The following is an 11,795-nucleotide window of genomic DNA, read 5'->3' as shown; positions in this document are numbered from 1 at the left end:
TATGGCTACAAAAGGTAAGAACCTTTCACAATACGATAAAAATACAATCCCAAACGCGAAAGATTTTCGGTTTGGGATTGTTGTTTCTGAGTGGAATGATGAGATCACTGAAGGACTTTTCCAGGGAGCATTTGATGCCTGGATAGAAAATGGCGTTCAGAAAGAAAATATCGTACGCTGGAATGTCCCGGGAAGTTTTGAGCTTATCTACGGTTGTAAAAAAATGCAGGAAAGCTTTGAAATGCTGGATGCGATTATTGCTGTGGGAAATGTGATCCAGGGAGAGACAAAACACTTTGATTTTGTTTGTGATGGCGTAACTCAGGGTATTAAAGACCTGAATGTCCAGGCAGATATTCCCGTGATCTTTTGTGTGCTTACCGATAATAATATAGAGCAATCCCGAGAGCGGAGCGGTGGAAAACATGGCAATAAAGGAACTGAAGCGGCAATAGCAGCCATTAAGATGGCGCAACTTAGAAAGGACGCCAAATTCTATAAGGGCTAGTTTCGTTTATTTTACAGCCTTCAAAACGGCATTGTTATTGCTTTCTTTATTAATACTCCAAGACTTCGGAATTTTGAAGCATTTTGAGTAAATTTGGATCAGCAAACAATCTACAGTTTTGAAAATCAATTTTAACAAAATCAGAAAAAACACCAGGTATAACTATACGCCCAGGTACTACAAGGGCAAGGATGCCGGTAACATCTATGATTTTGATTCTAAATTCAATAAATACAGAGAGACCACCAATGCGATAGATTTTGGTTCTCAGTGGGCTGAAGCAAGAGAGTCAAGCCGTACCAGAGGGAACCGAAGTATAAACAGACGCGTGGTTTACATTATTGTTATTTTACTTTTCATTTGTCTGTGGATATTAGATTTTGATTTATCCATTTTCTCGAATCCCCGTTAAATGAGTGACATAATTCAACTGTTGCCCGATCATGTTGCCAACCAGATCGCTGCGGGTGAAGTAGTGCAACGTCCGGCTTCAGTAATAAAAGAACTTCTGGAAAATTCAATAGACGCAAAAGCAAGCCTTATCCAGGTGGTGATCAAAGACGCCGGTAAAACACTGGTCCAGATTGTTGACAATGGAATAGGGATGAGTCTTACAGATGCCAGGATGAGCTTTGAAAGGCATGCAACTTCTAAAATTAAACTTGCCGATGATCTTTTTTCTCTTAAAACCAAAGGTTTTCGTGGCGAGGCGCTGGCTTCTATTGCCGCAATTGCCCATGTGGAATTACGTACAAAGACAGCAAACGATGAAGTTGGTACCTGCCTTAAGGTAGAAGGTAGCCAGGTAAGCTCCCAGGAAGCTTGTGTGACTCCCAGTGGAACCAGTATTAGTGTAAAGAACCTTTTTTATAACATTCCGGCACGCCGAAATTTCCTGAAATCTGATAATGTGGAATTACGCCATATCATTGATGAATTTCAAAGGGTAGCTTTGGCGCACCCAGATATTGGGTTTTCATTGACACATAACGGGAATGAGTTATTTCAACTGCCTATCACGAACTTTAGACAGCGAATAACTAATATACTTGGAGGAAAGACCAATGAAAAATTAGTTCCGGTTGAAGAAGATACTGAAATTGTAAAGATCTCAGGATTTGTTGGAAAACCTGAATTTGCTAAAAAGAGCCGTGGAGAGCAGTTCTTTTTTGTAAATGACAGGTTTATTAAAAGCCCATATTTAAATCATGCTGTTACAGCTTCCTTTGAAGGTCTGTTAAAAGATAAGAGCTATCCCAGTTACTTTCTTTACCTGGAAGTAGATCCCAGATCTATAGATATTAATATTCACCCAACTAAGACCGAGATCAAGTTCGATGATGAGCATGCATTATATGCGATCTTGAAAAGTTCTATAAAACATAGCCTTGGTCAATTTAATGTGGCTCCAATGCTGGATTTTGAAAGAGATTCTGAATTGGATACCCCGTATAATTATAAAAATAAGGAGGCTGATGCACCTCAGGTTGAAGTAGATCGAAACTTTAATCCTTTTCAAAATGAAGGAAGCTCAAGAATGCAGTTTTCGGGTGGAACTAATTTCAGAAAAGATAAACCTGCGGAATGGGAGAGCATCTACTCTGGAATGCAGTCTGAAACCGATACAGAAGTAGATGTTCATCAGATTGAATTTGAGAGTGAAGAGGTGACTGGTAACTTGTTCGGGGCCAGGGAAGAACAAACAGAAAAATCGACCTTTCAGGTTCAGAAAAAATATATTGTTTCTACCTTGAAAAGCGGGATTTTAGTCATAGATCAGCATAGAGCACATACAAGGGTGCTTTATGAAGAACTTCTTAAGAATATAACAGTCTCATCTGCAGTGAGTCAGCAGCTTTTATTTCCTTTAAGACTTCAATATAATTCTCATGAAGTTGAGATGTTAAAAGAGATCAAAGAATCGCTGGAACAAACAGGATTTATTTTTTCGGCAATCAATAAGGATGAAGTTGAAATTAGTGGAATTCCCACTTTAATTTCAGAAAGTGAAGTAGAGATATTGCTGGAACAATTGATCGCTGATTTTGAAAAAGATGTGCCAGATAATGGATTTTCACAAACAGATCTTCTGGCAAAGTCTTTAGCGAATTCTATGGCAGTACGTTCAGGAACTTTACTAAATTCAGCAGAACAACAACATATTGTAAACCGATTATTTGCCTGTAAAGAACCGGCGCTTAGTCCTTTTAATAAAACCGTGTTCACTACCTTATCTGTAGATGAACTCGATAAAAAATTTGCCTGATGGGAAGAATGACAGAAACCGTAAAGGTTCTCCTGATTATAAATGTAATATTCTTTATTGGTAGCCAGTTAATTGGTGACGTTGCTTACGAGTATTTCGCGTTATGGTTTATAAAAAATCCAAATTTTCAGTTTTGGCAAATAGTAAGTCACATGTTTATGCATGGTGGGTTTATGCATATTCTTTTTAATATGTATGCACTTTGGGCTTTTGGAAGTCCTATAGAGCAAATGCTGGGTAAAAAACGTTTTATATTTTTCTATTTTTCAGCAGGAATAGGGGCGGCGTTATTGCATACGCTGGTTAATTTTTATGCATATCAAAAAGGTTTTAACGGATTACTGGAACTAGGCTGGACTCCCCCAGAGATCATGAATTTTATTGAGCAGGCTTATGCCTCCAATAGATTCAGGATACCGGAGGGAATAGATGAAGGGACTTTACGTTCTATGTTAAGTGCTTTCTCGAATCCTGCAGTAGGAGCATCTGGAGCGATCTACGGAGTCCTGGTGGCTTTTGGGATGATGTTTCCAAATGTGGAGTTATTTCTGCTCTTTGTACCAGTACCAATTAAAGCGAAGTATTTTATTCCCGGATTAATTGCATTAGATTTGTTTTCGGGCTTTACGGGATATTCTTTATTTGGTGGGTCTATTGCACACTTCGCACACATTGGAGGTGCATTATTTGGCTTTATAATGATGTATTATTGGAAAAAGAATCAGTTTAACGATAATCGCTGGTATTAATGAGATCATCAGATAGAATTAGATATAAGATCCAGACCGCTACGGTCACTGAAAAGCTCATTGCAATTAATGTGCTGGTCTTTATATTGTTCTTCCTGTTAAAGACGGTCGCATTTCTGTTTCAGTTTCCGTCTGATTTCCTGGTGCAATGGTTTGTTTTCCCAAAAGAACCTATGGAGTTTCTACTGAAACCCTGGTCTATTATCACTTATTCATTTTTGCATAGTGGGATCTGGCATATTTTATCTAATATGTTGATTCTCTATTTCTCCGGAATCTATTTTTTAAATTATTTCTCACCTAAAAAATTACTCAACTACTATTTTCTGGGAGTGATTATTGGGGCTTTAGTATATATGTTGAGCTATAACCTTTTTCCTGCATTTCAGGGCACCGGGCGTTCTTATCTCATGGGAGCTTCTGCAGGGGTGATGGCTGTTTTAATAGGGATCGCAGCTCATATTCCCAATATGAGGGTTAGATTAATGTTGATTGGCAGCATAAAGTTTTGGTGGATCGCAGCTTTTTTAGTGGTGATAGATATTATCCAGATCCCCATGGGCAATGCTGGGGGACATCTTGCGCATCTTGGTGGTGCCAGCCTGGGTTATCTATATACCAATCAATTAAAGAAAGGGAATGATATTGGAAAATGGTTTGAAAATATCATGGATTCTCTGGTTTCACTTTTTAAACCAAAGGAGCGCAAAGCAAAGATGAAAACGGTACATCGTACAGGAAAAAGAGCTACGAAGCAGCAAAGAACTAAAAGTAATTTTGACAAGAACGAGAAGCAAAAACGAGTAGATGCAATTCTAGATAAAATTAGTAAAAGTGGCTACGAAAGTTTAAATAAAGAAGAAAAGGACTTTTTATTTCAAGCAGGTAAAGAAGATTAAATGAAGAAGTTGGGCCTCTTTGATAAATTCATTTTTATTCTGAATTCCTTTGCAGCGACAGCGCTGCTTTTTTCATATTTACTACCTCTTATTCCGCCTAAAACATTTCCATTGCTTTCTGTTCTAAGTCTTGGAGTACCGGTGCTTATCATTTTAAATGCTTTATTTCTTGTTTACTGGATTTTCAGAACAAAAAGGCAGGTTTTATTATCGCTAATCGTTCTTATTCTTGGCTATAATTATGTGAGCAGTTTTGTGAAATTTTCCGGAGCTGAAACCGATAAGGAACAGGTTTCAGACCTTTCACTGATGAGTTATAATGTAAGAATGTTCAATGCCTACGAGTGGTCTGAAAGAAAGGATATTCCTGAAAAAATAACCAATTTTATAAAGGAGCAGAATCCAGATATTCTTTGTGTTCAGGAGCACTATATAGGAGCAGCTGAACTGGCAAAAATATATCCATATGAATACGTAAAACTGAAAGGTAAGAATGCGGAATTTGGGTCGGCAATCTTCTCAAAGTATCCTATTATCAATCAGGCTTCCCTTGATTTTCCTCAACAGGGAAACAATAATGCCATTTATGCAGATATTGTGGTAAAGAAGGATACGGTGCGTGTTTTCAATGTGCACTTTCAGTCTTTAAATATCAAGCCGGGAATAGATGATCTTCAGAAAGAAGACTCAAAAAAACTGCTTGGGCGTATTGGGTACGGCTTTTCACTTCAGCAGGAGCAGGCAGAGGCTTTGGGAAAAGAACTAACCAAATCACCGTATAATACTGTTGTAGCCGGTGATTTTAATAATACGAGCTTTTCGTATATCTATAATCTGGTGAATCAGGATGACAGGTTCAACGATGCATTTCTGGAAGCAGGTTCAGGTTTCGGGAAAAGCTTTAAACTGAATTATTTTCCGCTGCGTATAGACTTTCTATTGATAGAAGATAAGATGACCATTAATGAATTCAGGAAATTTGAAGTGGATTATTCAGATCACTATCCCGTTTTAACGAAGATCCAGTTTTAATTCCTGTTCTTCAAGATAACTCAAAGCAGCATTCCCTTCATTAAAGATAAGATCCAGGATACATAGATTTGGGAGAAAACCGGCTTTCGCATCGAAAACCTGCGTATATGGTGTATTATTAAAGCCTTGATTAGATTTGGCATTTACCAAATTTCTGTAATTCAGTTTGTCTTCTGGCTTCCGAATGAATTCGTCAGTTTTTTCAAAACTAAAATCTATTTGAAGACAATCTGCCACGAACTCCATGCACTTATAATTAAGATCCATTAGATATTTGAATGGTTTATGATAAATGGGGTATAACTCATCCTCATAAAATTCAAAAAATGGAGAAGTTTGATAAGAGGCCTTAAAAGCTCGCCAGTGTTGCTTTTGCCAGTCAAATTCATTTTCAATCTGGATATCTTTATATTTCTGATGTCCCTTTGTGCTTAAACCTAATGCGGCTCGATGTTTTATGGGGATGTTCAGGGTTAGCTTGCCATTTGCATCGTAAATATACATTCGGTTACGATAGGTTTGTTTTTGATAGTTATCTTCATTCTCAAAAACAACTTTTTCAGCATTCACATGAGTTACCCATTGGCTTATAGGTCCAAAATAGGAGGGATGTAATAAAACAGGTTTCATGTAATTTAGGCTTCTCTACGTTTTTTGAAATATTTCCATCCAAAGAAAATCACCAGAATTATAAGGAAATAGGGTAAGAAAGAAGTTGGTTCGCCATCCCCTTTAACCGTTGTAAAAACACGATCCCATCGTATTTTATCAAATCCGCTGGCATTAGAATCCCAACTTAACCAGATGAAAACCGGCTTTCCTACCACATGATTTGCAGGTACGTAACCCCATACCCGGCTATCTTCTGAATTATTCCTGTTGTCACCCATCATCCAGTAATAATCCTGTTTAAAGGTGTAGGTTTCTATAGGTTGTCCATTCAGTAAAACCTGGGTTCCGTTGATTTTTAGCGTATTATCAAGTCCAAACTCTGAACCTTCATAAGTTTCAATAATCTCCTTATAAAAGGCCATACTTTGAGGAGTAATATCAACGGTTGCTCCTTTTTTCGGAATATAAATAGGTCCCAAATTATCGTTGTTCCAATTGCGTTTTCCGTCATTAGGAAAGACATTCGGGTTTTTAACTCCCGCTGAATCTACATACCTTTCTATTGTGGCAACATTAGGATGATTCTTAAATCGCTCAAAAGCTTCATCAGATAATGACTGAATACCAAAAGCATTATTGTTAGGATTGTAGGAAAAACCATCGGTAATGTCATAAAGTTTGTAAAGACTGTACGGGTCGAATGGCTGACCTTTAGTTTTGCCAATATAGGAGAATTGAGGTTTTGCCCTCTCTGGTAGCTCTAATTGCTTACCATTAATATGAACATATCCATTTACTACTGAAAGTGAATCCCCGGGTACACCTACAGCTCTTTTTACATAATTAGATTTCTTATCTACAGGTTTTTTATAGTGTTTCCCAGATCTATCAAAGAATTTTCTAACTGTATCCACGGGCCAGTTGAAGACAACAATATCGTTACGTTCTATTTCTTCAAAACCAGGGAATCTGAAATACGGGATCTGAGGTTTGTTTAAATACGATTTCACCCCAAGACCAGGAATAGTATCATGCACCATTGGAAATGCAACAGCAGTTCCCGGCACTCTTGCACCATAATGAAATTTACTTACAAAAAGAAAGTCACCAACCAGTAAGGTCTTCTCAAGGGAAGAAGTAGGGATGGTAAAGGGTTGCATAAAATAAGTGTGGACTATCGTTGCAGCAATTACAGCAAATAGCACTGAGCTTATCCATTCTCCCGCTTCGGTTCTGGGTTTTAGATCCCGATCTACTATATAAGCATTCTCAGTAGCGTAGTTTACATAATAGATGTACAGTCCAAGTGTAAGTATTACAGCGAAAGTTTCTGCAGTGGAATGCCTCCCGAAACTTCTTATGGTTTCTACCCAGATCACAGGGATAATGATAAGGTTCACAATAGGAATGAACATTAAGACAACCCACCACCAGGGGCGATTAATGATCTTCATCAATATCACTGCATTATAAACCGGTATTGCAGCTTCCCAGGCTTTTCTACCTGCTCTTTGATATAATTTCCAGGTTCCTAGAAAATGAACCACCTGTAGGAGCAGGAAAAAAATAAACCATTCGGTAAAAGTCATATTTTAAATTCTTTACAGTATAAGGCAGGTTTTGCCTGAATTGTTACATTTTAATTTTTAAAAAGATCTGAAAGTACATCTCTCATGCTGAAAATACCGGTCTTATCCTTTAAATATTCGGCAGCTACTACCGCTCCAAGTGCAAACCCCTGTCGTGATTTTGCAGTGTGAACAATTTCTATTTTATCTATGTTAGATTCATAAGTAACCGTATGAGTTCCGGGTACATTCTCTTCTCTTTTAGCGGTGACTGGAATTTCATCTTCATCGGCATCATCAAGCTGCCAGCCTTTTAATTTAGAGTTTTCTTCAAGGATTTGTTGCGCAAGTGTAATAGCTGTTCCGCTTGGGGAATCCAGTTTTTGCAGGTGGTGTACCTCCTCAATATTAACCGAATAATCTTCAAGTCCCTGCATCATTCCGGCCAGTTTTTGATTCAGCTCAAAGAACACGTTTACTCCCAGGCTAAAATTAGAGGCATAGATAAAGGCTGAACCCTCATTTTTGCAAATTTCACGCGCCTTCTCATAATCATCCAGCCAGCCTGTAGTACCGCTCACAACCGGGATATTGTGCTGAAAGCAGGTAGTAATATTTTTAAAGGCTGCTTTTGGTACACTAAAATCGATGGCTATATCGATCTCTAACTCTTCTAAATTGTGATCCTCAATATCCTCGTTGAGTTTAAGAACAATCTTATGGCCGCGATTTTCAGCGATCTCTTCAATGGTTTTACCCATTCTTCCGTAACCTAATAGCGCTATGTTCATGTTAGAATCTGTAATTAAGAGTAAGTCCGTAATTTGTTTTTCCTGATAAAGCATCATAATCAAGATCTGGTTTTACCGAAAGATCTTCATCAACATTAAACTGTCTTAAGTGAGCCTCTACATTGGCATCGATAATGTTCAGTATATAAACTCCAACGGTGACAAGGATAGAGATTTCCTTATTTTTTTGATAGAATTCCTGAGCATTAATGAGGCGTTCCGTACGAACAAAAGGACCCTCACCATCTCCGTCAAATTCATCAGGTCTGCCTGCAAGTCTGTTTTTATAGGCATCACGAAAACGATTATACTCTTTATCATTCTTTAGATAGAAATAAACGCCAGTTCCTAGCCCGGCGTAAGCAATAGGGATCTTCCAGTAACTGCCGTTGTATGCCTGACCTAAACCCGGTAAAATTGCTGAATAAAAAGCTGCTTTTGCGGGAGCCAGAGCATTGTAAGGTTCATATTCCTTTTCTTTTAATTCCTTTTCCGAAGCTTTTTCAGAAGTTAGGGCAAGAGAGTCCTGTTGCGCCGAGACTACTGAAATAAGAAATAGAAAAAAGAATAAGAAAAAGTTGGATTTATGCTTCACCCCGAATAAGTTTTTTGATCCTTTCGAAATCTTCTTCGGAAGAAAATGGTATAGTTAATTTTCCGCTACCTTTTTTTGTGACTTTCACATCTACTTTAGCACCAAGATATTCTGTAAATTCTTTAATACCTTTTTTATAAGTTTTTGGTATAGTAGCTTTCTTTGTAATAGCTGCAGAGGATTTTCCATCTCCGTTCAATTCTCTTACCAGTTGTTCTGTTTCCCTTACAGAAAGCGATTTCTGAAGGATCTTTTCATAAATATCAAGTTGCTTCTGGGTATCATCAATATTAATAAGTGCTCTCCCGTGCCCCATGCTTAGAAAACCATCACGCATTCCGGTTTGTATAATGGGGTCTAGTTTTAAGAGTCGTAGGTAATTGGCAATGGTAGATCGGTTTTTACCAATTCTTTCACTTAGCTGTTCCTGAGTCAACTGAATCTCATCTATTAATCGCTGATAAGACAATGCGATCTCTATTGGATCCAAATCCTGTCTCTGTATATTCTCCACCAGAGCCATTTCCAGCGACTCCTGGTCGTTAGCAATTCTAATATAAGCCGGGATCGTATCCAGTCCCACCAATTTAGAAGCTCTAAACCTTCTTTCTCCAGAAACCAACTGGTATTTTCCAAAATCCAGCTTTCTTACTGTGATTGGTTGAATAACCCCTAATTCACGAATAGAAGAAGCAAGTTCTTTTAAAGAATCTTCGTTAAAACTGGTTCGTGGCTGAAAGGGATTTACTTCAATAGAAGACATCTCCAATTCAACAATATGGCCAACAAGCTTGTCAGCATTCTTATCTTCAGCAGATTTAATATCGTTATCAGGATCTTTCAGCAGGGCTGAAAGTCCTCTTCCTAATGCTTGTTTTTTGGTAGCCTTAGCCATTTTTCTTAGTTTTTCTTTATAATTTCATGTGCCAGGCTTAGATAATTGCTGGCTCCTTTGCTGGAAGCATCATAATTAATAATGCTTTCTCCATAACTAGGCGCTTCACTTAAACGCACATTTCGTTGAATGATTGTTTCAAAAACCATTTCATCAAAATGTTTCTTTACTTCCTCTACAACCTGGTTGGAAAGTCTTAACCTTGAATCATACATCGTTAATAAAAGGCCTTCAATATCGAGTTTATTATTATGAATTTTTTGAACACTTTTAATCGTATTCAATAATTTGCCTAATCCTTCTAATGCGAAATATTCACATTGAATTGGTATAATAACAGAATCTGAAGCTGTAAGAGCATTCAGTGTCAATAACCCCAAAGATGGTGCACAATCAATCAGGATAAAATCATACTTGTCTCTAAGGGGTTCTATTGCCTTTTTAAGCATAGACTCCCGGTTTTCCTGATCTACAAGTTCAATCTCTATAGCAACAAGGTCTATATGAGCGGGAATAATATCCAGGTTTGGTGAACTGGTTTCTAAAATCGCCTCTTCAGCTTTAATGGAGTGTTCCAGAAGCTGATAAGTACCCTTTTCTACCTCCTCAACATCTATTCCCAGGCCTGAAGTTGCATTTGCCTGAGGGTCGGCATCAATCAGTAATATCTTTTTTTCCAGAACCCCTAGCGATGCCGCAAGATTCACAGATGTTGTGGTTTTTCCCACGCCTCCCTTTTGGTTGGCAATAGCAATGATTTTACCCATTAAATGTGTATGATTTTTGAAAGGTAAAAATACAATTTATTATAGGTTTAGAAAATGAAATTGTTAACAGCTTTGCAAGAAAAAACCGATTAAAACCCCAATATTATCGGGACTTTAACCGGTATTTCATTTATTCCGATTTTTTTTTGTTGAAAACTGTAAAAAACAAACAGCTTTATTTGCCCTTTTTAGACTTAATCATCTGCTCCAGCATATCCCACATTTCCTCAGGAATTTCCTCAAGTAAATTAAATTGTCCTGCGCCTTTTAACCATTCTCCACCATCTATGGTAATCACTTCACCATTTACATAGGCTGAAAAGTCTGAAACCAGGTAAGCTGCCAGATTTGCCAGTTCCTGGTGATCTCCAACACGCTTTAAAGGAACCTTTTTAGCAAGATCAAATTTCTCTTTCAGGTCGCCGGGCAATAACCTGTCCCATGCACCTTTGGTAGGGAAGGGGCCGGGAGCGATCGCATTAGATCTAATCCCGTATTTTGCCCACTCTACGGCCAGTGATCTGGTCATGGCTAAAACTCCTGCTTTAGCAGTTGCACTTGGGACCACATAGGCCGAACCAGTCCAGGCATAGGTAGTTACTATATTCAGAATAGTTTTGTTTTCTTCCTTTTTATCTATCCAATGTTTTCCTAAAGCAAGGGTACAGTTCTTACTTCCTTTTAAAACAATGTCAATAATTGTATCAAAGGCATTGGCGCTCAACCTTTCAGTAGGTGAGATGAAGTTTCCAGCTGCATTGTTCAACAGAATATCTATAGATCCAAATTCATCAATTACAGCGTCACGCATGGCTTCCACTTGATCATAATGCCTAACATCACACTGAACTGCAAAACAATTCCCACCGGTTTCCTCTTCAAGTTCTTTTACAGTATTTTCGAGTTTTTCAATATTCCTGGAAGTGATAGCAACATTAGCACCGAGTTCCAAGAAATATTTGGTCATTGATTTTCCGAGCCCGCTACCTCCACCGGTCACGATAATATTTTTGCCTTGAAGAGCATCGTCACGAAGCATTTTTTTCTTTAGATCCATATTTTTCAGTTTTCAGTTTTCAGTATCCAGTTGGCAGCGTTTAAAAAGAATTTACT

General features: G+C 38.0%; 13 protein-coding genes. 6 read left to right on the top strand and 7 right to left on the bottom strand.

All coding sequences use genetic code 11. The features are described 5' to 3' along the window. The first annotated feature begins 1 nt into the window (after nt 1). From ribH to BLT95_RS05415, 6 genes are all read left to right on the top strand, one after another. Complete coding sequence (gene ribH / locus BLT95_RS05440) at nt 2–508, top strand: 6,7-dimethyl-8-ribityllumazine synthase (RefSeq protein WP_089665114.1); 507 nt, start codon at nt 2–4, stop codon at nt 506–508. Nucleotides 509–626: 118 nt separating this feature from the next. After that, nucleotides 627–920, top strand: coding sequence for a hypothetical protein (locus tag BLT95_RS05435; protein WP_172822569.1), 294 nt, complete (start codon nt 627–629; stop codon nt 918–920). Then, a complete protein-coding gene (gene mutL / locus BLT95_RS05430; protein ID WP_089665112.1) occupies nt 921–2,774 on the top strand; it encodes a DNA mismatch repair endonuclease MutL in 1,854 nt (617 codons plus the stop codon). After that, nucleotides 2,774–3,523: a rhomboid family intramembrane serine protease gene (locus BLT95_RS05425; RefSeq protein WP_089665111.1), complete on the top strand. Its 750-nt coding sequence runs from the start codon at nt 2,774–2,776 to the stop codon at nt 3,521–3,523. The genes mutL and BLT95_RS05425 overlap by 1 nt, the downstream gene beginning before the upstream one ends. After that, on the top strand, nt 3,523–4,422 hold the full coding sequence (locus tag BLT95_RS05420) for a rhomboid family intramembrane serine protease (protein WP_089665110.1): 900 nt from the start codon (nt 3,523–3,525) through the stop codon (nt 4,420–4,422). Before BLT95_RS05425 ends, BLT95_RS05420 begins: the two co-directional genes overlap by 1 nt. Continuing rightward, nucleotides 4,423–5,454, top strand: a complete 1,032-nt coding sequence (locus BLT95_RS05415; protein WP_089665109.1) for an endonuclease/exonuclease/phosphatase family protein — start codon at nt 4,423–4,425, stop codon at nt 5,452–5,454. Here the strand turns inward: BLT95_RS05415 and BLT95_RS05410 are convergent. The 7 genes from BLT95_RS05410 to BLT95_RS05380 all read right to left on the bottom strand — a co-directional run bounded on the left by BLT95_RS05410 (nt 5,434) and on the right by BLT95_RS05380 (nt 11,739). Then, a complete protein-coding gene (locus tag BLT95_RS05410; RefSeq protein WP_089665108.1) occupies nt 5,434–6,084 on the bottom strand; it encodes a WbqC family protein in 651 nt (216 codons plus the stop codon). The genes BLT95_RS05415 and BLT95_RS05410 overlap by 21 nt on opposite strands. A gap of 5 nt (nt 6,085–6,089) precedes the next feature. After that, complete coding sequence (gene lepB, locus BLT95_RS05405) at nt 6,090–7,655, bottom strand: signal peptidase I (protein WP_089665107.1); 1,566 nt, start codon at nt 7,653–7,655, stop codon at nt 6,090–6,092. 50 nt (nt 7,656–7,705) lie between these two features. Next, the gene (gene dapB, locus BLT95_RS05400; protein WP_089665106.1) at nt 7,706–8,425 is read right to left on the bottom strand and encodes a 4-hydroxy-tetrahydrodipicolinate reductase; all 720 of its coding nucleotides are present in this window, start codon (nt 8,423–8,425) and stop codon (nt 7,706–7,708) included. A 1-nt stretch (nt 8,426) separates the two neighbouring features. After that, nucleotides 8,427–9,020 carry a DUF5683 domain-containing protein gene (locus BLT95_RS05395; protein WP_089665105.1) on the bottom strand — a complete coding sequence of 198 codons (594 nt, stop codon included), beginning with the start codon at nt 9,018–9,020 and terminating at the stop codon, nt 8,427–8,429. Next, complete coding sequence (locus BLT95_RS05390; protein WP_089665104.1) at nt 9,010–9,915, bottom strand: ParB/RepB/Spo0J family partition protein; 906 nt, start codon at nt 9,913–9,915, stop codon at nt 9,010–9,012. Before BLT95_RS05390 ends, BLT95_RS05395 begins: the two co-directional genes overlap by 11 nt. Nucleotides 9,916–9,920: 5 nt before the next feature. Further along, on the bottom strand, nt 9,921–10,682 hold the full coding sequence (locus BLT95_RS05385; RefSeq protein WP_089665103.1) for an AAA family ATPase: 762 nt from the start codon (nt 10,680–10,682) through the stop codon (nt 9,921–9,923). A gap of 175 nt (nt 10,683–10,857) precedes the next feature. Continuing rightward, nucleotides 10,858–11,739 (bottom strand): SDR family oxidoreductase, encoded by an 882-nt coding sequence (locus tag BLT95_RS05380; RefSeq protein ID WP_089665102.1) that lies wholly within the window; start codon nt 11,737–11,739, stop codon nt 10,858–10,860. Nucleotides 11,740–11,795: the final 56 nt, after the last annotated feature.

Origin of the sequence: Gramella sp. MAR_2010_147, assembly GCF_900105135.1 — a bacterium.
Taxonomy (GTDB): domain Bacteria; phylum Bacteroidota; class Bacteroidia; order Flavobacteriales; family Flavobacteriaceae; genus Christiangramia.
Note: the sequence above shows the minus strand (reverse complement) of the source record. Positions and strands in the feature narration are given on the sequence as shown.

Coding starts and splice junctions, on each gene's coding strand:
- ribH (WP_089665114.1), top strand. CDS start 2: ATGGCTACAAAAGGTAAGAACCTTTCACAATACGATAAAAATACAATC.
- mutL (WP_089665112.1), top strand. CDS start 921: ATGAGTGACATAATTCAACTGTTGCCCGATCATGTTGCCAACCAGATC.
- BLT95_RS05425 (WP_089665111.1), top strand. CDS start 2,774: ATGGGAAGAATGACAGAAACCGTAAAGGTTCTCCTGATTATAAATGTA.
- BLT95_RS05420 (WP_089665110.1), top strand. CDS start 3,523: ATGAGATCATCAGATAGAATTAGATATAAGATCCAGACCGCTACGGTC.
- BLT95_RS05415 (WP_089665109.1), top strand. CDS start 4,423: ATGAAGAAGTTGGGCCTCTTTGATAAATTCATTTTTATTCTGAATTCC.
- BLT95_RS05410 (WP_089665108.1), bottom strand. CDS start 6,084: ATGAAACCTGTTTTATTACATCCCTCCTATTTTGGACCTATAAGCCAA.
- lepB (WP_089665107.1), bottom strand. CDS start 7,655: ATGACTTTTACCGAATGGTTTATTTTTTTCCTGCTCCTACAGGTGGTT.
- dapB (WP_089665106.1), bottom strand. CDS start 8,425: ATGAACATAGCGCTATTAGGTTACGGAAGAATGGGTAAAACCATTGAA.
- BLT95_RS05390 (WP_089665104.1), bottom strand. CDS start 9,915: ATGGCTAAGGCTACCAAAAAACAAGCATTAGGAAGAGGACTTTCAGCC.
- BLT95_RS05385 (WP_089665103.1), bottom strand. CDS start 10,682: ATGGGTAAAATCATTGCTATTGCCAACCAAAAGGGAGGCGTGGGAAAA.
- BLT95_RS05380 (WP_089665102.1), bottom strand. CDS start 11,739: ATGGATCTAAAGAAAAAAATGCTTCGTGACGATGCTCTTCAAGGCAAA.